The organism is Variovorax sp. UMC13, assembly GCF_014170375.1.
Taxonomy (GTDB): Bacteria; Pseudomonadota; Gammaproteobacteria; order Burkholderiales; family Burkholderiaceae_C; genus Variovorax.
In genome coordinates this window covers 44,143-66,226 of the sequence record NZ_LZZW01000035.1, presented here as the reverse complement: position 1 = coordinate 66,226, position 22,084 = coordinate 44,143, and the positions used below count along the sequence as shown (strand labels likewise).

Here is a 22,084-nt window from a genome sequence, read left to right as displayed (position 1 = left end):
GTTCAGTTCCGGGTGCGGCTCAGGACTTCCTGGGCATTGGCCAGGAGCTTGTCGGCGATGGCACCGGGGTTCACGGTGAAGCTGCCGTTGGCGATGGCCGCCTTGACGGCCGCCACCTTGGCTTCGTCGATCCCGCTGCCGGCGGAAGTCACTTCCAGCGAACGCGCGGCGGCCGACACGGTGACGGGCACGCCCGCGCCGGTGGCGCCCTGGGTGCCCACGCCTGCGGCCGAGCGCTCGGGCCGGGCGGCGCCGAGGGCGGCTGCCGCCAGCGCGGCATCGTTCAGTGGATTGATCTTCATCGCTGACTCCAGTGACCCCATTCGTCGGGGTCGTTCCATGGGTTTCGGCGGGGCGGATGGAAACTTGAATTCTTTTTGCGGCGGTCTTTTGTAAAGATGGCCCTACATGGCCAGCCGCACGGTGCGCGTGTCCAGCACCACGCCCTGCGTGATGCGGCCATTCTCCATGCGCACGCGCACCGGCTGGCCGACCACGCCGGCGGCCAGCGCCTGGGCGTCGGAACTGATCTCGAAACCGGGCCCCTGCGCCACCACCCGCACCTGGGAGCCGGCCTGGAAGGCCTGCGCGGCCTTGACCATCGACTGGCGGATCGGCTGGCCCGCGACCAGCGCGCGGCTGGCGACCGTGCCGACCCACTGGGCCGGATCGGCCACCACGGGCGAGAGCTCGGCGGCCCAGTCGACTTCCTCCTCGACGGCATCGGCCTCGGTCAGCACCGCGCCGGCCAGCACGTTGTCGCGCAGCACCCAGGCCGGGCCGAAGGCCTTGACGGTCAGCGGCAGGAACACGTTCCAGCGGCCGCCGCCCTCGACGCAGCGCAGGCCCAACCGGCCGCGGCCCCAGAGCCGCACGCCCACCGGCACATAGGGCTCGACGCGCGAGCACGGCGCGAGCCGCAGCCGTGAATCGAGCGAGCCAATGCTCACTTCCATGCGCAGCGGCGCAGGGTTGCCGGCCTGCGCCTTGGCCACGGCCTCGTCCAGCCAGTGCTGGGTGCTGGCCACGAACTCGGGGCCGACGAGCGCGCCGTCCGAGGGCGCCTGCTGGGCCGCGGCGGGCAGCGCGATGCACAGCGCGGCCGCCAGCAGGCCGCACTGCACGCGCGCGCGCAGCGAGGAAATGGAAGGCGAGGACAAAGGCATGGAAGGGCTCCCGGCACGGCCGTCGTCAGGGAAGACGATGGACAGGCAACGGTGGATCGAAGGTGCAGGCAACTGTAGGCAGAGCGGCGCCGGACTAAGCCGGGAACAGGCCGCGAATCCCCCCTTTTCTCGGCCCTTCCCGCACGGCCCGCGCTTTCACAATTTCCGCACGGCCCGGACTGGGCCCTGTGCGATTGCGAGGACCCACACATGCTGGACAAACTGACGAACACGCTGGACTTCCATTCGAAGGCCCTGGTGCTGCGCGCCGAACGCCAGCGTGCCATCGCCGGCAACATCGCCAACGCCGACACGCCCGGCTACGCGGCACGCGACTTCGCCTTTGCGGATGCGCTCAAGGACGCCACCGGCAGCACGGCCGGTGTGGCCGGCCCGGCCCTGGCCAGCGGCCGCAGCGACGCGCGCCACATCCCGCTGGGCGCCAACCCGGGCAGCAGCGCCGCGCTCGGCGGCAGCAGCCTGCCGCGCGACTACACGGTGCAGACCCAGCCCACGATGGACGGCAACAGCGTGGACCTCGACCGCGAACGCGCCGCCTTCGCCGACAACGCGGTGCGCTACGAAGCCACGCTGCGCTTCATCAACGGCCACGGCAAGACGATGCTCGCGGCCATCCAGGGCCAATGACCATGTCGATGTTCTCCATCTTCGGAATTTCGGGCAGCGCGGTGAGCGCGCAATCGCAGCGCCTCAACGTGGTGGCCAGCAACCTGGCCAACGCCGATGCGGTGGCCGGCCCCGACGGCCAGCCCTACAAGGCGCGCCAGGTGGTGTTCCAGACCGTGGCCATGGGCGCGGACAACGCCCCCGGCGTGCGCGTCGACGCGGTCACCGAGAACCAGGCCCCGGGGCGCAAGGTGCACGACCCGGTCAATCCGATGGCCGATGCCCAGGGCTACGTGACGCACTCCAACGTGAACGCGGTGGAGGAGATGGTCAACATGATCTCCGCCTCGCGCTCGTACCAGAACAACGTCGAAGTCATGAACACGGCGAAGACGCTGCTGCTCAAGACGCTGCAGATCGGCCAGTGAGCACCCCATGACCGCCACCACCGCCACTTCCGGCCTCGCCGGCACCGCCACCTACAAGCCCACGAGCAGCGCCGACGGTTCGTCGCTGACCACCACCGGCTCGACCGAGGCCCAGGACCGTTTCCTCAAGCTGCTGGTCGCGCAGCTGAGCAACCAGGACCCGATGAACCCGATGGACAACGCGCAGATGACCTCGCAGATCGCGCAGATCAACACGGTCACCGGCATTCAGCAGCTCAACGACACGATGAAGAGCATGTCCACGCAGATGGGCGCGATGCAGGTGCTGCAGGCCGGCAACCTGGTCGGCCACGGCGTGCTCATCGAAGGCAACAAGCTGGCCTTCGACAGCGAAGGCAAGACCGGCATCGGCGCCATCGAACTCGCGGGCAAGGCCAGCAAGGTCGAGGTGCAGGTGCTCACGCCGGGCGGCAAGGTGATCGACACGCTCTCGCTGGGCGCGCTCGAGGCCGGCCAGCACGGCTTCAGCGTCGATGCCAGCAAGTACCCCGAAGACACCGAGCTCAACTTCAAGGTCGTGGCCACCAACGGCTCGGCCACCGTCGAGGCCACCCCGCTGATGCACGACAAGGTGGTCGCGGTCGGCAGCGGCACCGACGGCCTCACCCTCACCCTGCTCGCGGCTGGCGTCAAGCCGTACGCCAGCGTGCGTTCGGTCCTCTGAACGCGCCCCTTCATTTCCAGGAGCATTCCTCATGAGCTTTCAGCAAGCGCTTTCCGGTCTGAACGCGGCCAGCCGCAGCCTCGACGTGATCGGGCACAACATCGCCAACGCCGGCACCACGGGCATGAAGTCCTCGCGCGCCGAGTTCTCCGAGATCTACGCGAGCTCGGCCGGCAGCCTGGGCGGCACCAACGTCGGCCTCGGCGTGTCGGTGGGCGCGGTGACGCAGCAGTTCTCGCAGGGCACTCTGAGCATCACGGGCAACGACCTCGACGTGGCCATCAACGGCGGCGGCTTCTTCCAGGTGCGCAACAACGACGGCACCACCGCCTATACCCGCGCCGGCAACTTCAAGCTGGACAAGGAAGGCAACATCATCACCAACAGCGGCGCCGCGCTGATGGGCTACCCGACCAACGCCAACGGCGTGCGCCAGAGCTTCGACGTGCAGCCGCTACGCCTGCCCACCGGCACGCCGATCCCGGCCAAGCAGACGAGTTCGATGATGGCCGAGATCACGCTCGACGCCGCGGCCGTGGTCGCCTCCACCGCCACGCCGCCGACGCCGCTCACCACCTACGGCACCTCGCTCACGGCCTTCGATTCGCAAGGCCTGGAAGTGCCGGTGGGCCTGTACTTCCAGAAGACGGCCAACAACGAGTGGAACGTCTACACCAGCATCAACGGCAGCGCGCCTTCGGCATCGACGCCCTTCCAGCTCAAGTTCAAGACCGATGGCAGCCTGGACCTCGCGAACTCGACCATCCCCAACCTCACGCTGGTCTCGCCCAACGACCCGTCGCAGACCTTCACCGCTTCGCTCGACCTGAGCAAGATGACGCAGGTGAACGCGCGCTTCTCGGTGGCCGACCTGCAGCAGAACGGCTACACCGCGGGCCAGCTGGTGGGCATGAAGATCGAGGACAACGGCGTCGTCACCGCCACCTACTCCAACGGCCAGACGCAGGCCGCCGGCCAGCTCGCGCTGGTGAACTTCCGCAACGACCAGGGCCTGGCGCCCACGGGCTCGGGCTACTGGAGCGAGACCTTCGCCTCGGGCCAGCCGGTGCGCGGCGCGCCGGGCGAAGGCACCTTCGGCCACCTGCGCTCCGGCGCGCTGGAAGAGTCGAACGTCGACCTCACCGCCGAACTGGTCAACATGATGACCACGCAGCGCGCCTACCAGGCCAACGCCCAGACCATCAAGACCCAGGACCAGGTGATGTCCACGCTGGTGAACCTGCGCTGAGCACAGCCGAGACGGACAGCGCGCGATGGACCACCTGATCTACACCGCCATGAGCGGCGCCAGCGCGGCCGCCCAGCGGCAGAGCGTGCTCGCCAACAACCTGGCGAACGCATCGACCCAGGGTTTCCGCGCGGAGCTGTCGACCTTCCGCGCGGTGCCGCTGCGCGGCGACGGCGCGACCACGCGCGTGTTCGCGCTGGAAGCCACCTCGGGCCACGACGAGAAGCCCGGCGCCATCCAGCGCACCGGCCGCACGCTCGACATGGCGGCGCAGGGCAGCGCCTGGTTCGCGGTGCAGGGCCTCGACGGCACCGAGGCCTACACCCGCGCCGGCGCCTTCCAGATCTCGCCCGAGGGCACGCTGACCACCACCGGCGGCCTGATGGTGCTGTCCGACGGCGGCGCGCCGATCGACGTGCCGCCGGGCGCCGACATCTCGGTGGGCAGCGACGGCACGGTGAGCGCGCAGACGCCGGGCACGCCCTCCTCCACCATCGGCCGCATCAAGCTCGCCAGCGCCACCGCCGAAGACCGGCTCGTGCGCAGCGAGGACGGCCTGTTCCGCACCGCCTCGCTCAACCCGCTGGCCACCGACGCCACCGCGCGCCTGGAGACCGGCGCGCTCGAGGGCTCGAACGTGAACCCGATCGAGACCATGGTCGGGATGATCGCCGCGGCCCGCCAGTTCGAGCAGCAGATGCGCCTGCTGCAGACCGCCGAGACCTCCGACAAGTCGGCCGCCCAATTGCTCAACGTGGGCTGACCGCCCGCGCACCCAGGACCCCTACGCCATGATCAATTCGCTCTGGATCTCCAAGACCGGCATGGAAGCCCAGCAGACCCAGCTGGACGTCATCTCGCACAACCTGGCCAACGTCTCGACCACCGGCTTCAAGCGCGCCAATGCGGTGTTCGAGGACCTGATGTACCAGAACCTGCGCCAGGTCGGCGCCAACAGCACCGAGCAGTCGCAGCTGCCCACCGGCCTGCAGCTGGGCCTGGGCGTGCGCACGGTGGCCACCAGCCGCTCGTTCACGCAGGGCAGCATGCAGCAGACCAACAACCAGCTCGACGTGGCGGTCAAGGGCAACGGCTTCTTCCAGGTCACGCAGCCCGACGGCACCATCGGCTACACGCGCGACGGCTCGTTCCAGGTCGATGCGCAGGGCCGGCTGGTCACCTCGTCCGGCCTGCCGGTGGCCAACGGCATCACGGTGCCGCCCAACGCGGTCAGCGTGAGCATCGCCAACGACGGCACGGTCTCGGCCACGCTCTCGGGCAGCGCGGCGCCGCAGAACATCGGCACGCTGGCGCTGGCCAACTTCGTGAATCCGGCCGGACTGGAGCCGCGCGGCGAGAACCTCTACGCCGAGACCGCGGCCTCGGGCCAGCCCAACGGCGGCACGGCCGGCACCAACGGCCTGGGCACGATCATGCAGGGCTTCCTCGAGACCTCGAACGTGAACGTGGTGCAGGAGCTGGTGTCGATGATCCAGACCCAGCGCGCCTACGAGATGAACTCGAAGGCGATCCAGACCAGCGACCAGATGCTGCAGAAATTAGGGCAGCTCTGATGTCGGCCCTTCTCCGCCTCGCATCGACCGCGCTGGCCTGCGCCTTCGTCGCCGGCTGCTCCACGCTGGCCCAGACGCCGCAGGTCGACATGCCGCCGACCGTCGCGCCCGCACTCGCGCCGCAGGCGCCGGCCGCGGCCGTGAGCCGCGCGCCCACCGGCAGCCTGTTCCAGTCGGTGCGCTACCGCCCGCTGTTCGAGGACCGCCGCGCGCGCATGCAGGGCGACACGGTGACGATCCTGATCGTCGAGAACGTCAGCGCGAGCCAGAAGTCGACCTCGACCATCGACAAGAAGAGCGGCATCGACGCGGGCATCAGCGCCTTCCCGCTGCTCTCGGCCAACTCCTTCAAGCGCGCCAGCGTGAACGCCGACTCGGCCAACAACTTCGCCGGCAAGGGCGGCACCGAGAGCGCCAACACCTTCCAGGGTTCGATCACCGCCACGGTGGTCGACGTGCAGCCCAACGGCCACCTGGTGGTGACGGGCGAGAAGCAGATCGGCGTGAACCAGAACGTGGACGTGCTGCGCTTCTCGGGCACGGTCGACCCGCGCTCGATCCAGGCCGGCAGCGTGGTGAACTCGCTGCAGGTGGCCAACGTGCGCATCGAATCGCGCGGGCGCGGCGCGCAGCAGGAGTCGCAGGTCATGCCCTGGCTCGGCCGCTTCTTCATGAACGTGCTGCCGTTTTGACCATGCACAGCCTTCTTCTTCGCCGGCTGCTGGCGTCGCTCGCACTGATCGTGCTGCTGCTGCCCGCCGCCCACGCGGTGCGCATCAAGGAACTGGCCGCCGTGCAGGGCGTGCGAAGCAACCAGCTGACCGGCTACGGCCTGGTGGTGGGGTTGGACGGCACCGGCGACCAGACCACGCAGATGCCCTACACCACGCAGAGCGTGGCCAACTACCTGCAGCAGCTGGGCATCACGCTGCCCGACAACCGCGCGGCGCAGCTGCAACTGAAGAACGTGGCGGCGGTGATCGTGACCGCGCAACTGCCGGCCTTCGCGCAGCCCGGCCAGACCCTGGACATCAACGTCTCCTCGATGGGCAATGCCAAGTCGCTCAAGGGCGGCATGCTGGTGGCGACGCCGCTGCGCGGTGCCGACGGCGAGATCTACGCGCTGGCGCAGGGCAACCTGGTGGTCGGCGGCGCGGGCGCGTCGGCCGGCGGCAGCAAGGTGCAGATCAACCACCTGAGCGCGGGCCGCGTGCCCAACGGCGCGCAGGTGGAGCGCAGCGTGCCCTCGCCGCTGCACGAGGGCGACAGCGTGACGCTGGGCCTCAACGCGGCCGACTTCCAGACCGCGCGCCGCGTGGCGCAGGCCATCGACCGCAGGATGGGCCTGGGCACCGCACGCGCCCTGGACGGCCGCTCGGTCGAGGTGCGCGCCCCCACCGAAGCCAACGCCCGCGTGAACTTCATCGCCGAACTCGAGGAGATCACGCTGGAGCAGGCCGCGCCGGCCGCCAAGGTGGTGATCAACGCCCGCACCGGCTCGATCGTGCTGAACCAGGCCGTGACCCTGGGCCCCTGCGCGATCGCGCACGGCAACCTGTCGGTCACGATCAGTTCGACGCCGGTGATCAGCCAGCCCGCGCCGCTGTCGGGCGGCCGCACGGTGGTGGCCGAGCAGGCCAGCATCCAGATCAAGCAGGAGCCGGGCATCCTGATCCAGGTGCCGAACTCGCCGCAGCTGTCGGACGTGGTGCGCGCATTGAACGCGCTGGGCGCGACGCCGCAGGACCTGCTGGCGATCCTGCAGGCCATCAAGGCCTCGGGCGCGATGAACGCCGAACTCGAAGTCATTTGAAGCCATGGCGATCTCGAACTCGATCCCGGCGATGAACAGCAACAGCCTCGCGGCCGACGCACGTTCGCTGGATTCGCTCAAGCTCGCCGCGGGCGCCAACGATCCCAAGGCGATCAAGGAAGCGGCCAAGCAGTTCGAGTCGCTGTTCATGCGCGAGCTGCTCAAGAGCATGCGCGAAGCGACGATGAAGTCGGGCCTGATGGACAGCGACGGCGAGAAGCTGGGCACCGACCTGCTCGACCAGCAGTTCGCGGTGCAGCTGTCGGGCATGCCCGGCGGGCTGAGCGACGCGATCGCGCGCCAGCTCACGCAGCAGATGACGGGCAACGCGCGCGGCAATGTGCCGACCGTGTCGCTGCCTCCCGCCGCGACGCGCATCAATCCGACGGCCTCGCAGAGCGGCTTCGTGTCGCAACACGGCGCCGCGGCCGAGCGCGTGGCGCAGGCCACGGGCATCCCGTCGAGCTTCATGATCGGCCAGGCCGGGCACGAGACCGGCTGGGGCCGCAGCGAGATCCGCAACGCCGACGGCAGCAACTCCTTCAACCTCTTCGGCATCAAGGCCGGCCCGGGCTGGACCGGCAAGGTGGCGACCATCACCACCACCGAGTACATCGACGGCGAGCCGCGCAAGGTGTCGGCGAAGTTCCGCGCCTACGACTCCTACGAGGCGTCGTTTCGCGACTACGCGCGGCTGATCGGCGAGAGCCCGCGCTATGCGCAGGCGCGCGCCAGCACCGGCTCGGCCGCGGCCTACGCGACCGAGCTGCAGCGCGCGGGCTATGCGACCGACCCGGCCTATGCGGCCAAGTTGAGCCGCGCCATCAATTCGACACTGCTGATCCAGCGCTCCCAACAGGCCTGAGGCCCATCCCTTCCCATGAGTTCCCTGCTCAACATCGGCACGCGGGCCCTGCTCGCCAACCAGGTCGCGCTGTCCACCACCGGCCACAACGTAGCCAACGCCAACACGGTCGGCTACTCGCGCCAGAGCGCGGTGCTGCAGCAGGTCCCGGGCCAGTACACCGGCGGCGGCTACATCGGCAGCGGCGTGACGGTGAGCACCATCGAGCGCGCGCACAACGAGTTCCTCACGCGCCAGGCCGGGCTCGCCCAGTCGGTGTCGGCCATGGACAGCACGCGCGCCGACCGCCTGGCCGCGCTGGAGGACATCTTCAAGGGCGGTGCCAGCGGCCTCGGCGCCTCGGTCAGCGACATGCTCAACGCCTTCACCGACGTGGCGAGCGCGCCCGGCGATATCAGCGCCCGCAACGTGGTGCTGACGCGCGCCGACGAGATGGCCTCGCGCTTCCGCAACGCCCAGTCGCAGCTCGACGACCTGCAGCGCGGCGTGAACGCCCAGCTGGGCGACGCCGTGACCTCGATCAACAGCATGGCCCAGCGCGTGGCCGCGCTGAACCTGCAGATCGCGCGCACCACCGGCGGCGGCCAGAGCCCCAACGACCTGCTCGACCAGCGCGACCAGCTGATGCGCCAGCTCGGCCAGCAGGTGCAGGTGACGACCGTCGATGCCGGCGACGGCACGCTCAGCGTGTTCGTCGGCAGCCAGGCGCTGGTGCTGGGCACCACGGCCGCCACGATGTCGCTCACCATCGGCGACAACGGCACGCGCCAGCTGGCGATGACGCGCGGCACGCTCACCACGCCGCTGGACGAGGCCACGCTGGGCGGCGGCGAAGTGGCGGGCCTGCTGCGCTTCCAGAATTCGGACCTGGTGGCCGCGCGTGACAGCCTCGGGCGCATGGCGCTGGCGATCAGCAGCGAGCTCAACGCACAGAACCAGCTCGGGCTGGACCTCGACGGCCATGCCGGCGCGGCCATCTTCCGCGCCATCGCCATTCCCGATGCATCGGCCAGCACGGCCAACACCGGCAACGCGACGCTCGGCGCGAGCGTGAGCAACGCCAGCGCGCTGGTGCCCTCGTCCTACCAGGTGAGCTTCGGCAGCGCCGGCGCGATCGAGGTGACGCGCCTGTCCGACGGCAAGCGCAGCAGCTTCAGCGGCCCGCTGCCGCTGCAGATCGACGGCCTGACCTTCGAGCTCAACGCGGGCACGCCCGCGGCCGGCGACAGCTTCGTGATCAAGCCCTATGCCAACGCCGCGGGCAGCATGGCGATGGCGATGACCTCGCCGCGCGAGATCGCGGCCGCCAGCCCGGTCGAGGCCCGGCCCGCCGCGGCCAACACCGGCAGCGTGAGCGTGGCCTCGCTGGCCGCGACGTCGAACCACGCCAACCAGGGCGCCACCGTGACCCTGACCTTCGCGGCCGACGGCAGCTACAGCGTGTCGGGCACGGGCACCGGCAACCCGACGGGCCAGCCCTACGTGGCCGGCCAGCCGATCGCCTTCAACGGCTGGTCGCTGACCCTGAGCGGCACGCCCAAGGCCGGCGACGTAATCACCGTGCAGGCCGCGACGCCGGGCTACAGCAAGCTCGGCGCGGGCAACGCGGGTGCGCTGGCCGGGCTGCGCGACAAGGCGATGTTCGACGGCGCCTCGATGGTCGACGGCTACGCCGGGCTGATGGCGCAGATCGGCGTGCGCTCGCAGAGCGCGCAGTACGCGGCCGACGTGTCGGGCAGCATCGCCGCCAACCTCGAGACCGAGCGCGCCAACGGCGCCGGCGTGAACCTCGACGAAGAGGCCGCCAAGCTGCTGCAGTACCAGCAGGCCTACCAGGCCTCGGCCAAGATGATCCAGATCGCGCAGACCGTCTTCGACTCGCTGCTGCATGGCATGGCCTGAGGCCGCGCCCCACCTCCCGCACCCTGGAAAAGAACGCCATGAGCACACGCCTCGCGACCGGCAACACCTACGACAACGCGCTCAACCAGCTGATGACGCGGCAATCGCAGCTCTCGCGCCTGCAGGAGCAGATGACCGCGAGCAAGCGGGTGCTGCGCCCGAGCGACGACCCGACCGGCGCGGCGCAGGCCGAGCGCGCCCAGACCCGCATGGCCCGCGTGGCCGCCGACCAGCGCGCGCTCGAGGTGCAGCGCAACGCGGTGGCCACGGCCGAATCCACGCTGGGCGATGCGGTCACGGCGGTGCAGAGCTTCCGCACGCTGGTCGTGCAGGCCGGCAACCCCGGCCTCTCGGCCACCGACCGCGCCAGCATCGCGCAGCAGCTGAGCACCCTGCGTGACCAGTTGCTGGGCTATGCGAACACCAAGGACAGCAACGGCCAGCCCCTGTTCGGCGGCCTGGGCAGCACCGACGCGCCCTTCGTCGACGGCGGCGCCGCGGGCGTGAGCTACCAGGGCATCGCGGGCCAGGCCGCCGCGGGCGAGCTGGCGGTGCCGGCCTCGCTCGACGGCCACGCGACCTGGATGGACGTGCCGACCGGCAACGGCGTGTTCACCGTCGCGCTGGGCGCGGGCACCTCCAAGGTGTCGAGCGATGCCGGCAAGGTCACCGACCCCACGGCGCTCACCGGCCACGGCTACCGGATCGAATTCAGCGTGAACGCGGGCGTGACCCATTACGACGTGATCGACACCACGACCAACACCGCCGTGCAGTCCGCCCAGCCCTACAAGAGCGGCCAGGCGATCGGCTTCGACGGCCTGTCGCTGGTGGCCAGCGGCACGCCGGCCGCGGGCGATTCGCTCGAGATCGCACCCAGCACCCGCACCAGCCTGTTCGGCGTGCTCGACCAGGCGATCGCGGGCCTGCGCGACGCCACCAGCAGCAGCGCCGTCGCGCAGACCGTGGCCCAGGCGCTGTCGCAGATCGATGCGGCCAGCGCGCGGCTGTCGGCCACGCGCGGCCGCGCGGGCGACCTGCTCAACCGGGTCGACAACATCACCGACCGGCAGGCCACCCGCAGCCTGCTGCTCGAAGCCGACCGCTCGCGCGCGGAAGACCTGGACGTGGTCAAGGCGCTGTCGGAATTCAAGGCCAAGGAAACCGCGTACTCGGCCGCGCTGGGCTCGTACGCGCAGATCCAGAAACTGTCCCTGTTCAACTTCCTCGGCTGACGGCCGCACCTCTCCCCTCTTCCATGGCGCAATCGGTTCTCGGCAGTCTCACCCTCGGCTATCGCCCTCTCTGGAACAAGGCCCGCGCGCTCGCCGGCGTGCAACTCTTCGTGCATGCCGACGACCAGGGCATCGACGGGCAGCACCTGCTGCGCACGCTGGCCGAGCAATGGTCGGCCGAGTCGCCGCTGCTGCTGCTGTCGCCCAGCGCCCCCGACCTGCTCGCCGGCCTGCTGGCCCATGCCACAGCCGGCGGCCCGGCGATCGTGGTGCCCCAGGCCTGGCTCGACCGCGGCGGCGTGCGCGATGCGCTGCGGCTGGCCCATCAACGCGGCGTGCACCTGCTCGCCAGCGGTGCACCGGCCGCGCTGGCCGATGCCGGCGCGGAGCGCTGGGCCAAGCAGCGCGCCCTGCGCCTGGCCCCGGCCGACGCCGCCGGCGCGCTGCAGGCCGCCCTGAAATCACGCCAGGCCGGTGCCGCCGGCCGCATGCTGGGCCGCGCGGCCGACAGCCCGGTCCAGGCCAACGCGCTGGTCGAGGGCGTGGCCAGCCGCGCGCTGGCCGAGCATGCGCTGGACCAGCAGGGCGCCTGGGCCGTGGCCGGCTGGCCCACCGAGGACGTGCTGCACCGCTACGCCGGCCAGCCGCTGCCGCCCACGCGCCGCACCATCGTGCAGGCGATGAACGCGCTGGACAGCGAGCAGTCGCTCGACCGCATCGAACAGGCCTTTGGGCAGGAACCCAGCCTGGCCTACCGGCTGTTCCTGTACCTCAACTCGGCCGGACTGGGGCTGCGCAACGGCGTGTCCTCGCTGCGCCACGGCTTCATGATGCTGGGTTTCCGCGCGCTCAACACTTGGCTGGCCGAGCAGCTGCCGCACGCCAGCGAAGACCCCAACCTGCGTCCCGTGAACGCGACCATGGTGATGCGCGGCCATCTGATGGAGCACCTGATGGACGCCGGCATCGAGGACGACCTGCGGCGCGAGGTCTACCTGTGCGGCCTGTTCGCGCAGCTCGACCTGGTGCTCGACGAACCCTTGCGCGCGAGCTTCGCGCGCATCCCGCTGGCCGACCGCATCGTGACCGCGGCGATCTCGGGCACCGGTCCCTATGCGCCCTCGCTGCAGGTCGCGTTCGCGCTCGAATCGGAGGATCCGCAGCCGCTGCGCGCGCTGCGACAGGCCTACGAGATGGGAACGGAGGAGATCAACCGGGCGCTGCTGCGCACGCTGGCGGCATTGCCTCGCTGAAGCGCCGCACCAACCACCCAGGGCCAGGCGCGGACCTGGCTTTTTTTCGCCTGTCGAGGCCACGTCCGATGCCTCGCCAACATCGAACGCACAAAGCAAAACACCCACTGAGAAGTGGGTGTTTTGGGTATCAGCTGGTAGGCTGATATGTTGGTTGCGCGAGCAAGATTTGAACTTGCGACCTTTGGGTTATGAGCCCAACGAGCTACCAGGCTGCTCCATCGCGCGGCAAGCTAGAAGTATACCTTATTCTGCGGCGCTTTGCTCGTCAGAAGCTTCTTTAATTTCGGGACGGTCGACCAGTTCGACCAGTGCCATCGGCGCGTTGTCGCCCACGCGGAAACCCATCTTCAGGATGCGCGTGTAGCCGCCCGGACGTGCCGCGAAACGCGGGCCCAGATCGGCGAAGAGCTTGACGACGCTGTCGCGGTCGCGCAGGCGGTCGAAGGCCAGGCGCTTGTTGGCGAGCGTGGGGTTCTTGGCCAGCGTGATCATCGGTTCGATGACGCGGCGCAGTTCCTTGGCCTTGGGGACCGTGGTCTTGATGACTTCGTGCTCGATGAGCGAGTTCATCATGTTCTGCAGCATCGCAAGGCGGTGCGAGCTGGTGCGGTTGAGTTTGCGGAGTCCGTGTCCGTGACGCATGGTGCTTTTCCTTTACTTTATAAAAACAGGCAGCCGTATCAGGTACTGCCCATCGCACTGGCCTGCTTCTCTCGAAGCGGGGGCCGATTACTTTTTGGCCGAATCGCGGATTATCGCTTATCGAGGCCGGCCGGCGGCCAGCTTTCGAGCTTCATGCCCAAGGTCAGGCCGCGCGAAGCGAGCACTTCCTTGATTTCGTTGAGCGACTTGCGACCCAGGTTGGGGGTCTTGAGCAGCTCGTTCTCGGTGCGCTGGATCAGGTCGCCGATGTAGTAGATGTTCTCTGCCTTGAGGCAGTTGGCCGAACGCACGGTGAGCTCGAGCTCGTCGACCGGGCGCAGCAGGATCGGATCGAACTGCTGGGCACTGCGCGGCGCGGGTGCGTCGAATGCAGCGAGTTCGCCGCCTTCGAGCTGCGCGAACACAGCCAGCTGTTCCACCAGGATCTTCGCCGAGGCACGCACCGCATCTTCAGCGGTGATGGCACCGTTGGTTTCGATTTCGATCAGCAGCTTGTCGAGGTCGGTGCGCTGTTCCACACGGGCGCTTTCGACCGTGTAGCTCACACGCTTGACGGGCGAGAACGAGGCGTCGAGGACGATGCGGCCGATCGACTTCGTCGGTTCGTCCGCATAGCGGCGCATCGTGCCGGGCACGTAGCCACGGCCCTTTTCCACCTTGATCTGCATGTCGAGCTTGCCGCCTTGCGACAGGTGCGCGATCACGTGATCCGGGTTGATGATCTCGACGTCGTGCGGCGTCTGGATGTCCGATGCCAGCACCGGGCCGTCACCGTCCTTGCGCAGGCTCAGGGTCACTTCATCGCGGTTGTGGAGCTTGAACACCACGCCCTTGAGGTTCAGCAGGATGTTGACGACATCTTCCTGGACGCCATCGATCGACGAGTACTCGTGGAGCACGCCCGCGATCGTGACTTCGGTGGCCGAATAACCGACCATCGACGACAGCAGCACGCGACGCAGCGCGTTGCCGAGCGTGTGGCCGTAGCCGCGCTCGAAAGGCTCGAGCGTGACCTTTGCCTTGTTGGCGGCCATTTGCTCGACCTGGATGGTCTTGGGTTTCAGCAGGGTGGTTTGCATGCAGACTTCCTCTCAATACCCCCGGTTCGTTACACCGGTAAGGCTGGTGAAGCGCCCGGCGGGTCGATCCCGGCGGGAACAAAAAAACAAAAACGAGCCGCATGGCGCGGCTCGTTGGGTCCGCTTAGCGCGAATACAGTTCGACGATCAGCGATTCGTTGATGTCGGCAGCGAATTCGTCGCGATCCGGAACCTTCTTGAACACGCCTTCCGCCTTGTCGGCGTTCACGTCCACCCAGGCCGGGATGCCGACCTGTGCAGCCAGCTGCAGCGCTTCGGCGATACGGGTCTGCTTCTTCGACTTGTCGCGCACGGCGATCACGTCACCGGTCTTGACCAGGTACGACGCGATGTTGACCGACTGGCCGTTCACGGTGATCGCGCGATGCGACACCAGCTGACGTGCTTCAGCGCGGGTCGAGCCGAAGCCCATGCGGTAGACGACGTTGTCCAGGCGCGATTCGAGGATGAACAGCAGGTTCGCGCCGGTGTTGCCACGGCGGCGATCGGCCTCTTCGAAGTAGCGGCGGAATTGCTTCTCCAGCACGCCGTACATGCGCTTGACCTTCTGCTTTTCACGCAGTTGCAGGCCGAAGTCGGAGGTGCGCTGACCCGAGGTGCGGCCATGCTGGCCGGGCTTGGAGTCGAACTTCGACTTGTCCTGGATCGAACGGCGAGCGCTCTTCAGGAACAGGTCGGTGCCTTCGCGGCGGGAAAGTTTGGCCTTGGGGCCGAGGTAGCGTGCCACGTGATCTTCCTTTGTGTCATCTGCTGCAGGGTCGGCCTGCAGGAGCCATCAGCGGCGTGCCGATGGCGGTGGGCTTGTTGAAAACAAAACGCGCAGCCGCTGTGAAGCAGGCTGCGCTGGCGCTTCGACGCTTAGATGCGGCGACGCTTTTGGGGACGGCAACCGTTGTGCGGAACCGGGGTCACGTCGGCAATGGAATTGATCCGGATGCCGAGCGCAGCCAGGGCGCGCACCGACGATTCGCGACCGGGGCCGGGGCCCTTGATCTCGACGTCGAGGTTCTTGATGCCTTGTTCGACAGCAGCACGACCGGCCACTTCCGACGCCACCTGGGCTGCGAAAGGCGTCGACTTGCGCGAACCCTTGAAGCCCTGGCCACCCGACGAGGCCCACGACAGGGCGTTGCCCTGGCGGTCCGTGATCGTGATGATCGTGTTGTTGAACGAGGCGTGCACGTGAGCGATACCGTCGGCAACGTTCTTGCGAACCTTCTTGCGGACGCGCTGTGCGGCGTTATTGGCAGGAGCTTTAGCCATGCTGTTTCAATCCTTATTTCTTCAGGGACTGCGCGGCCTTGCGCGGACCCTTGCGGGTACGGGCATTGGTGCGCGTGCGCTGGCCGCGCATCGGCAGGCCACGGCGATGACGGAAGCCGCGGTAGCAACCGATGTCCATCAAGCGCTTGATGTTCATCGTCGTTTCGCGGCGCAGATCGCCTTCAATGGTGAAGAGAGCGATCTGGTCGCGGATCTTCTCGAGATCAGCGTCGGTCAGATCCTTGATCTTCTTCGAATATTCGATGCCGCTCGCTTCGCAGATTTGACGGGCGCGGGTGCGACCGATACCGAAAATGGCGGTCAGGCCGATTTCAGCGTGCTTGTGCGGCGGGATGTTGATGCCTGCAATACGTGCCATGTGCGTCCTCTAATACTTCTTTGACTTAACCCTGGCGCTGCTTGTGGCGCGGGTCAGAACAGATCACACGAACCACACCCTTGCGGCGGATGACCTTGCAATTACGGCAGATGGGTTTGACCGAAGCCGAAACTCTCATTTCATTCTCCTAAAACTGTTTAACGTGGCGTCAGCCGCCCGGACTCAATACTTGAAACGCCAGTCCTACGATGTCTTGAAGTTGGCCTTCTTGAGCAGTGATTCGTACTGCTGCGACATCATGTAGTTCTGTACCTGGGCCATGAAGTCCATCGTCACGACCACGATGATCAGCAAGGAGGTGCCGCCAAAATAGAACGGCACGTTGTACTTGAGGATCAGGAACTCCGGCAGCAGGCAGACGAAGGTGATGTACACCGCGCCGGCCAACGTCAGGCGAACCAGGATCTTGTCGATGTAGCGGGCCGTCTGGTCACCCGGACGAATGCCCGGGATGAACGCACCGCTCTTCTTGAGGTTGTCGGCCGTTTCCTTGCTGTTGAACACGAGAGCCGTGTAGAAGAAGCAGAAGAAGACGATCGCAGCAGCGTAGAGCATCACATAGATCGGCTGACCCGGTGTGAGTGCCCCGGCAATGTCCTTGATCCAGCGCATGCTGTCACCGGTGCTGAACCAGCCCACGACGGTGGCCGGCAGCAGGATGATCGACGACGCGAAGATCGGCGGGATCACGCCAGCCATGTTCAGCTTCAGCGGCAGGTGCGACGACTGGCCACCGTAGACCTTGTTGCCGACCTGTCGGCGCGCATAGTTCACGAGGATCTTGCGCTGGCCGCGTTCGACGAACACCACGAAGTAGGTCACCAGGACCACGACCGCGATGATGAAGATGGCCACGATGGGGTTCATCGCGCCGGTCGTCACCAGCGAAGCCAGGCCGCCGATGGCGCTGGGCAGGCCGGCCGCGATACCCGAGAAGATCAGGATCGAGATGCCGTTGCCCAGACCACGCTCGGTGATCTGCTCGCCGAGCCACATCAGGAACATCGAACCGGCCGTGAGGCTGATCATGGCGGTGAGCCGGAAGCCGAAGCCGGGTGCGATCACCAGGCCGGCCGACGATTCAAGTGCCACTGCGATGCTGAAGGACTGGAACAGCGCGAGGCCCAAAGTGCCGTAACGCGTGTACTGCGTGATCTTGCGCCGCCCTGCCTCGCCTTCCTTCTTCAATTGCTCGAAGGTCGGCACCACGTAGGTCATCAGTTGCATGATGATCGACGCGGAGATGTACGGCATGATGCCCAACGCGAACACGGTGAAGCGCGACAGCGCACCGCCCGAGAACATGTTGAACAGGCTCAGGATCCCGCCCTGCTGCCCCTGGAACAACTGCGCCAGCTGGTCCGGGTTGATGCCCGGAACAGGGATGTGCGCGCCGATCCGGTACACCACGAGTGCGAGCAGCAAAAAGACCAGCCGACGACGCAGGTCGCCGAACTTGCCTGTTTTTGCGAGCGTTGCCGCGTTAGTAGCCACGAAGGATCTCTCTCAGTCCGGTGTCTTCAGGCGACGCTGCCGCCGGCAGCTTCGATCGCTGCCTTGGCGCCGGCGGTTGCGCCGATGCCCGTCAGCTTGACGGCCTTGGTCAGTTCGCCGGTCTTGATGACCTTGACGACCTTGATCATGTGGCCGACGAGGCCGGCTTGCTTGAGCGCCAGCAGGTCGACTTCGGCCAGGCCGAGGGCTTCCAGCGAGGTCAGCGTGACTTCGTCGTTGTACTTGAGCGTCTGCGACTTGAAGCCGCGCTTCGGCAGGCGACGCTGCAGAGGCATTTGACCGCCTTCGAAGCCCACCTTGTGGAAGCCGCCTGCACGCGACTTCTGGCCCTTGTGACCGCGACCTGCGGTCTTGCCGATGCCGGAGCCGATACCGCGGCCGACGCGACGCTTTGCGTGCTTGGCGCCGGCGGCGGGCTTGATGCCATTGAGTTCCATATCAGTCTCTCTTACAGAACCTTGACCAGATAACTGATCTTGTTGATCATGCCGCGCACCGCGGGCGTGTCTTGCAGCTCGCTCACGCTGTTGACCTTGCGCAGGCCGAGGCCACGCACGGTCGCGCGATGCGATTCCTTGGTGCCGATCGGGCTCTTCACCAGCTGCACCTTGACGGTTTGTTGTTGGGTCGTCATGTCGATGCTCCCGTTCAAGCGAACAGCTCTTCGACCGTCAGGCCGCGCTTGGCAGCGACAGCCGACGCGGTCGTCGAGTTCTTCAGGCCGTCCAGCGTGGCGCGGACCATGTTGTAGGGGTTCGACGAACCATGGCTCTTGGCCACGATGTCGGTGATGCCCAGCACTTCGAACACGGCGCGCATCGGGCCGCCGGCGATGATGCCGGTACCCTTGGGAGCCGGGATCATGACGACCGAAGCGGCGCCATGGTGACCCGTCACGCGGTGGTGCAGCGTGCCGTTCTTGATCGAGATCTGGAACAGGTTGCGGCGGGCTTCTTCCATGGCCTTCTGCACGGCAGCAGGCACTTCCTTCGACTTGCCCTTGCCCATGCCGACCTTGCCGTCGCCGTCACCGACCACGGTCAGTGCTGCGAAACCGAGGATACGACCACCCTTCACCACCTTGGTGACGCGGTTGATCGCGATCATCTTCTCGCGCAGGCCGTCCTCGGGTCCTTCGTTCTGCGTTCTTGCTTGAATCTTTGCCATTTTGAATCTCGTGTCCGGTTAGAACTGCAAGCCGGCTTCGCGGGCTGCGTCGGCCAGCGCCTTGACGCGGCCGTGGTACGCGAAACCTGCGCGGTCGAAAGCAACCTTCTCGACGCCGGCAGCCTTCGCCTTTTCAGCGATGCGCTTGCCGATCGCGGTGGCGGCAGCGGCATTGCCGCCCTTGCCGGAACCGCCGAGCGTGCTGCGAACTTCGGCTTCGGCCGTCGATGCAGTTGCGATCACCTTGGTGCCGTCGCCGGAGATGACGGTGGCATAGATGTGCAGGTTGGTGCGGTTCACCGTCAGGCGGGCCACGCCTTGCGTCGCGATCCGGATGCGGGTCTGACGCGAGCGGCGCAGACGCTGTGCTTTTTTGGTCAACATCATTTTGCTGCCCCTTACTTCTTCTTGGTCTCTTTGATCACGATCTTCTCGTCCGAATACCGGATGCCCTTGCCCTTGTAGGGCTCGGGCGGACGAACAGCGCGGATCTCAGCGGCGATTTGACCAACGCGCTGACGGTCAGCACCCTTGATCACGATTTCGGTCGGGGTCGCGGTGGCCACGGTGATGCCTTGCGGCATGTCGAAGTTGACCGGGTGCGAGTATCCGACTTGCAGGTTCAGCTTGTTGTTCGAAGCTGCAGCCTTGTAGCCGACGCCGACCAGGTTGAGCTTCTTCTCGAAGCCCTTGGTCACGCCAACCACCATGTTGTTGACCAGCTGGCGCAGCGTGCCGCTCATCGCATTCGCTTCACGCGATTCGTTGGCGGGCTCGAAGCTCAGCTTGCCGTCGTTGTTCACGACATTGACCAGGGGATTGCGGGCCAGGTTGAGCGAACCGCCCGTACCCTTGACGCTGATCTGGTCTTCCTTGATCGACACATCCACGCCAGCGGGGATGGTGACGGGCATTTTTCCTACTCGGGACATTTCAGTGACTCCTTGATGTCTCGGTTAGGCGACGTAGCACAGGACTTCGCCACCGACACCGGTAGCGCGTGCCTTGCGGTCGGTCATCACGCCCTGGGGGGTCGTGACGATGGCGACGCCGAGGCCGTTCTGGACTTGCGGAATGGCTGCGCTGGCCTTGTAGACGCGCAGGCCGGGGCGGCTCACGCGCTCGATGCGCTCGATGACCGGGCGGCCAGCGTAGTACTTCAGCGTGATGACGAGTTCGGACTTGCCGTCTTCGGTCTTCACTTCGAAGCTGTCGATGTAGCCTTCGTCCTTGAGGACTTGTGCAATCGCGGCCTTCACCTTGGAAGACGGGATCGACACGGTCGGCTTCGCCACCATTTGCGCGTTACGGATACGCGTCAACAGGTCGGCAATGGGATCACTCATGCTCATGTTTATTGCTCCTGCCTGGCTTACCAGCTGGCCTTGGTGACACCGGGGATGTCGCCGTTGAAAGCCAGTTCGCGGATCTTGGCGCGGGCCAGACCGAATTGACGGAAGGTGCCACGCGGACGGCCGGTGATTTCGCAACGGTTGCGCTGGCGCGTCGGGTTGGCGTTGCGCGGGAGCTTCTGCAGGCCCAGGCGGGCTGCAGCGCGCTCTTCGTCGCTCTTCTTCGAGTCGTTGGAGATCGCCTTCAGTTCGGCGTGCTTCGCTGCGTACTTGGCGACCAGCTTGTCGCGCTTGATTTCGCGCTGGATCAGGGATTGTTTAGCCACGGTTCGCCTCAGTTCTTGAACGGGAAACGGAAGCCGGCGAGAAGCGCCTTGGCCTCTTCGTCGTTCTTTGCCGTCGTCGTGATGCTGATGTTGAGACCGCGCAGGGCATCGACCTTGTCGTATTCGATCTCGGGGAAAATGATCTGTTCCTTGACGCCGATGTTGTAGTTGCCACGGCCGTCGAACGCACGGCCGGAGATGCCGCGGAAGTCGCGAACACGCGGCAGCGCGATGGTCACGAAACGGTCCAGGAACTCATACATCTGCACGCCACGCAGCGTGACCATGCAGCCGATCGGTTGCATTTCGCGGATCTTGAAGCCGGCGATGGCCTTCTTCGACTTGGTGACCACGGGCTTCTGGCCGGCGATCTTGGTCAGGTCGCCCACGGCGTTGTCCAGCACCTTCTTGTCGGCAACCGCTTCACCCACACCCATGTTCAGGGTGATCTTGGTGATGCGGGGAACCTGCATCGGCGACTTGTAGCCGAACTTTTCAGTCAGCTCTTTCGCGATCTTCTCGCGGTAGATTTGTTGGAGACGTGCCATCTGAATGCTCCTTAGGCGGTCTTGATTTCGTCGCCGCTGGACTTGAAGATCCGCACGCGCTTGCCGTCGGCGATCTTGATGCCCACGCGATCGGCCTTGCCGGTCGCAGCATTGAAGATGGCCACGTTGGATTGATGGATCGGCATGGTCTTTTCGGTGATGCCACCGGTCGTACCCTTGAGGGGGTTCGGCTTGGTGTGCTTCTTGACGATGTTGATGCCGTCGACGATCAGATGCGAGTCGTCCTTGCGCAGCGAGACGGTGCCGCGCTTGCCCTTGTCACGACCGGCCAACACGATGACCTGGTCGCCTTTGCGAATCTTGTTCATGGCGTTGTGTCCTTACAGAACTTCGGGAGCCAGCGAGACGATCTTCATGAACTTCTCGGTGCGCAGTTCGCGCGTGACCGGTCCGAAGATGCGGGTGCCGATCGGCTCCAGCTTGGCGTTGAGCAAAACGGCGGCATTGCCGTCGAACTTGACGAGCGAACCGTCTGCGCGACGGATGCCCTTGGCGGTACGCACCACGACGGCGCTGTAGATTTCGCCCTTCTTGACGCGGCCGCGGGGGGCTGCTTCTTTGATGCTGACCTTGATGACGTCGCCCACGCTGGCGTAACGCCGCTTGGAGCCACCGAGCACCTTGATGCACAGGACGGATTTCGCGCCCGTGTTGTCGGCCACTTCGAGCCGGGATTCAGTTTGGATCATTTCGATTGGTTCCCAACTTGTACCGAGAAACCGCCTCATGGCAGCACCGCAGTCAGTCTTGGGCCCGTCGTCAACGCCCCAAACCACTTGGAGCGCCTTCGTATGGGCGGAAAGCTTCGCCTTTTTGAAGCGAAGCCCGCGATTGTCACACGACCCATCCCGCATGTCAACGACCTGTTTTCCGAACTTCGGCGCGGGCCGTGGCGTCCGGGCGACAATCGGCCCGAGCCCTCCCCTCCC

31 protein-coding genes and 1 tRNA gene are annotated in these 22,084 nt (G+C 66.5%); 12 read left to right on the top strand and 20 right to left on the bottom strand.

What is annotated here, in order from left to right; translation table 11 throughout:
- Nucleotides 1-2: 2 nt before the first annotated feature.
- The gene (gene flgM / locus A9977_RS29345; RefSeq protein ID WP_183028335.1) at nt 3-302 is read right to left on the bottom strand and encodes a flagellar biosynthesis anti-sigma factor FlgM; all 300 of its coding nucleotides are present in this window, start codon (nt 300-302) and stop codon (nt 3-5) included.
- Between the two features lie 102 nt (nt 303-404).
- Nucleotides 405-1,166 (bottom strand): flagellar basal body P-ring formation chaperone FlgA, encoded by a 762-nt coding sequence (gene flgA / locus A9977_RS29340; RefSeq protein WP_183028334.1) that lies wholly within the window; start codon nt 1,164-1,166, stop codon nt 405-407.
- A gap of 210 nt (nt 1,167-1,376) precedes the next feature.
- Between flgA and flgB the strand changes: the two genes are divergently transcribed.
- Genes flgB through A9977_RS29280 form a run of 12 tightly spaced genes read left to right on the top strand, consistent with a single transcriptional unit; the run spans nt 1,377 to nt 12,797 of the window.
- Entirely contained in the window at nt 1,377-1,814 is a 438-nt protein-coding gene (flgB, locus tag A9977_RS29335) for a flagellar basal body rod protein FlgB (RefSeq protein ID WP_183028333.1), read from the top strand.
- Nucleotides 1,815-1,816: 2 nt separating this feature from the next.
- Nucleotides 1,817-2,221 (top strand): flagellar basal body rod protein FlgC, encoded by a 405-nt coding sequence (flgC, locus tag A9977_RS29330; protein ID WP_183028332.1) that lies wholly within the window; start codon nt 1,817-1,819, stop codon nt 2,219-2,221.
- 7 nt (nt 2,222-2,228) lie between these two features.
- Nucleotides 2,229-2,906, top strand: coding sequence for a flagellar hook assembly protein FlgD (locus A9977_RS29325; RefSeq protein WP_183028331.1), 678 nt, complete (start codon nt 2,229-2,231; stop codon nt 2,904-2,906).
- A 31-nt stretch (nt 2,907-2,937) separates the two neighbouring features.
- The gene (flgE, locus tag A9977_RS29320; RefSeq protein ID WP_183028330.1) at nt 2,938-4,155 is read left to right on the top strand and encodes a flagellar hook protein FlgE; all 1,218 of its coding nucleotides are present in this window, start codon (nt 2,938-2,940) and stop codon (nt 4,153-4,155) included.
- Between the two features lie 25 nt (nt 4,156-4,180).
- The gene (gene flgF / locus A9977_RS29315; protein ID WP_183028329.1) at nt 4,181-4,918 is read left to right on the top strand and encodes a flagellar basal-body rod protein FlgF; all 738 of its coding nucleotides are present in this window, start codon (nt 4,181-4,183) and stop codon (nt 4,916-4,918) included.
- Between the two features lie 28 nt (nt 4,919-4,946).
- Nucleotides 4,947-5,729 carry a flagellar basal-body rod protein FlgG gene (gene flgG / locus A9977_RS29310; protein WP_183028328.1) on the top strand — a complete coding sequence of 261 codons (783 nt, stop codon included), beginning with the start codon at nt 4,947-4,949 and terminating at the stop codon, nt 5,727-5,729.
- Entirely contained in the window at nt 5,729-6,421 is a 693-nt protein-coding gene (locus A9977_RS29305) for a flagellar basal body L-ring protein FlgH (RefSeq protein WP_183028327.1), read from the top strand. Before flgG ends, A9977_RS29305 begins: the two co-directional genes overlap by 1 nt.
- Nucleotides 6,422-6,423: 2 nt before the next feature.
- Nucleotides 6,424-7,542: a flagellar basal body P-ring protein FlgI gene (locus tag A9977_RS29300; RefSeq protein ID WP_310936223.1), complete on the top strand. Its 1,119-nt coding sequence runs from the start codon at nt 6,424-6,426 to the stop codon at nt 7,540-7,542.
- 4 nt (nt 7,543-7,546) lie between these two features.
- Entirely contained in the window at nt 7,547-8,407 is an 861-nt protein-coding gene (gene flgJ, locus A9977_RS29295) for a flagellar assembly peptidoglycan hydrolase FlgJ (protein ID WP_183028326.1), read from the top strand.
- 15 nt (nt 8,408-8,422) lie between these two features.
- A complete protein-coding gene (gene flgK / locus A9977_RS29290; protein ID WP_183028325.1) occupies nt 8,423-10,309 on the top strand; it encodes a flagellar hook-associated protein FlgK in 1,887 nt (628 codons plus the stop codon).
- Between the two features lie 38 nt (nt 10,310-10,347).
- Complete coding sequence (gene flgL / locus A9977_RS29285; RefSeq protein WP_183028324.1) at nt 10,348-11,544, top strand: flagellar hook-associated protein FlgL; 1,197 nt, start codon at nt 10,348-10,350, stop codon at nt 11,542-11,544.
- A gap of 23 nt (nt 11,545-11,567) precedes the next feature.
- Nucleotides 11,568-12,797 carry an HDOD domain-containing protein gene (locus A9977_RS29280; protein ID WP_183028323.1) on the top strand — a complete coding sequence of 410 codons (1,230 nt, stop codon included), beginning with the start codon at nt 11,568-11,570 and terminating at the stop codon, nt 12,795-12,797.
- A gap of 151 nt (nt 12,798-12,948) precedes the next feature.
- Here the strand turns inward: A9977_RS29280 and A9977_RS29275 are convergent.
- The 18 genes from A9977_RS29275 to rplN all read right to left on the bottom strand — a co-directional run bounded on the left by A9977_RS29275 (nt 12,949) and on the right by rplN (nt 21,844).
- A tRNA-Met gene (locus A9977_RS29275) sits at nt 12,949-13,025 on the bottom strand.
- An 18-nt stretch (nt 13,026-13,043) separates the two neighbouring features.
- A complete protein-coding gene (gene rplQ, locus A9977_RS29270) occupies nt 13,044-13,442 on the bottom strand; it encodes a 50S ribosomal protein L17 (RefSeq protein WP_183028322.1) in 399 nt (132 codons plus the stop codon).
- Nucleotides 13,443-13,552: 110 nt separating this feature from the next.
- Complete coding sequence (locus A9977_RS29265; protein WP_183028321.1) at nt 13,553-14,542, bottom strand: DNA-directed RNA polymerase subunit alpha; 990 nt, start codon at nt 14,540-14,542, stop codon at nt 13,553-13,555.
- A gap of 124 nt (nt 14,543-14,666) precedes the next feature.
- The gene (gene rpsD, locus A9977_RS29260; RefSeq protein ID WP_183028320.1) at nt 14,667-15,290 is read right to left on the bottom strand and encodes a 30S ribosomal protein S4; all 624 of its coding nucleotides are present in this window, start codon (nt 15,288-15,290) and stop codon (nt 14,667-14,669) included.
- Between the two features lie 131 nt (nt 15,291-15,421).
- On the bottom strand, nt 15,422-15,826 hold the full coding sequence (gene rpsK, locus A9977_RS29255; RefSeq protein ID WP_009124825.1) for a 30S ribosomal protein S11: 405 nt from the start codon (nt 15,824-15,826) through the stop codon (nt 15,422-15,424).
- A gap of 13 nt (nt 15,827-15,839) precedes the next feature.
- The gene (gene rpsM / locus A9977_RS29250; protein WP_013544105.1) at nt 15,840-16,205 is read right to left on the bottom strand and encodes a 30S ribosomal protein S13; all 366 of its coding nucleotides are present in this window, start codon (nt 16,203-16,205) and stop codon (nt 15,840-15,842) included.
- Nucleotides 16,206-16,230: 25 nt separating this feature from the next.
- Nucleotides 16,231-16,344 (bottom strand): 50S ribosomal protein L36, encoded by a 114-nt coding sequence (rpmJ, locus tag A9977_RS29245; RefSeq protein WP_140840881.1) that lies wholly within the window; start codon nt 16,342-16,344, stop codon nt 16,231-16,233.
- A gap of 65 nt (nt 16,345-16,409) precedes the next feature.
- Nucleotides 16,410-17,720: a preprotein translocase subunit SecY gene (gene secY, locus A9977_RS29240; protein WP_183028319.1), complete on the bottom strand. Its 1,311-nt coding sequence runs from the start codon at nt 17,718-17,720 to the stop codon at nt 16,410-16,412.
- Between the two features lie 26 nt (nt 17,721-17,746).
- Nucleotides 17,747-18,178: a 50S ribosomal protein L15 gene (gene rplO, locus A9977_RS29235; protein ID WP_183028318.1), complete on the bottom strand. Its 432-nt coding sequence runs from the start codon at nt 18,176-18,178 to the stop codon at nt 17,747-17,749.
- Between the two features lie 11 nt (nt 18,179-18,189).
- On the bottom strand, nt 18,190-18,375 hold the full coding sequence (rpmD, locus tag A9977_RS29230) for a 50S ribosomal protein L30 (RefSeq protein ID WP_183028317.1): 186 nt from the start codon (nt 18,373-18,375) through the stop codon (nt 18,190-18,192).
- 14 nt (nt 18,376-18,389) lie between these two features.
- Entirely contained in the window at nt 18,390-18,908 is a 519-nt protein-coding gene (gene rpsE / locus A9977_RS29225; RefSeq protein WP_183028316.1) for a 30S ribosomal protein S5, read from the bottom strand.
- Nucleotides 18,909-18,926: 18 nt separating this feature from the next.
- On the bottom strand, nt 18,927-19,292 hold the full coding sequence (rplR, locus tag A9977_RS29220; RefSeq protein WP_183028380.1) for a 50S ribosomal protein L18: 366 nt from the start codon (nt 19,290-19,292) through the stop codon (nt 18,927-18,929).
- Nucleotides 19,293-19,306: 14 nt separating this feature from the next.
- Nucleotides 19,307-19,840 (bottom strand): 50S ribosomal protein L6, encoded by a 534-nt coding sequence (gene rplF / locus A9977_RS29215; RefSeq protein ID WP_183028315.1) that lies wholly within the window; start codon nt 19,838-19,840, stop codon nt 19,307-19,309.
- A gap of 24 nt (nt 19,841-19,864) precedes the next feature.
- Nucleotides 19,865-20,260: a 30S ribosomal protein S8 gene (gene rpsH / locus A9977_RS29210; RefSeq protein ID WP_183028314.1), complete on the bottom strand. Its 396-nt coding sequence runs from the start codon at nt 20,258-20,260 to the stop codon at nt 19,865-19,867.
- Nucleotides 20,261-20,280: 20 nt separating this feature from the next.
- Nucleotides 20,281-20,586, bottom strand: coding sequence for a 30S ribosomal protein S14 (rpsN, locus tag A9977_RS29205; RefSeq protein WP_183028313.1), 306 nt, complete (start codon nt 20,584-20,586; stop codon nt 20,281-20,283).
- A gap of 8 nt (nt 20,587-20,594) precedes the next feature.
- Complete coding sequence (gene rplE / locus A9977_RS29200; RefSeq protein ID WP_183028312.1) at nt 20,595-21,134, bottom strand: 50S ribosomal protein L5; 540 nt, start codon at nt 21,132-21,134, stop codon at nt 20,595-20,597.
- 11 nt (nt 21,135-21,145) lie between these two features.
- A complete protein-coding gene (gene rplX / locus A9977_RS29195) occupies nt 21,146-21,463 on the bottom strand; it encodes a 50S ribosomal protein L24 (protein WP_183028311.1) in 318 nt (105 codons plus the stop codon).
- A 12-nt stretch (nt 21,464-21,475) separates the two neighbouring features.
- Nucleotides 21,476-21,844, bottom strand: a complete 369-nt coding sequence (rplN, locus tag A9977_RS29190; protein WP_009124801.1) for a 50S ribosomal protein L14 — start codon at nt 21,842-21,844, stop codon at nt 21,476-21,478.
- Nucleotides 21,845-22,084 lie beyond the last annotated feature (240 nt).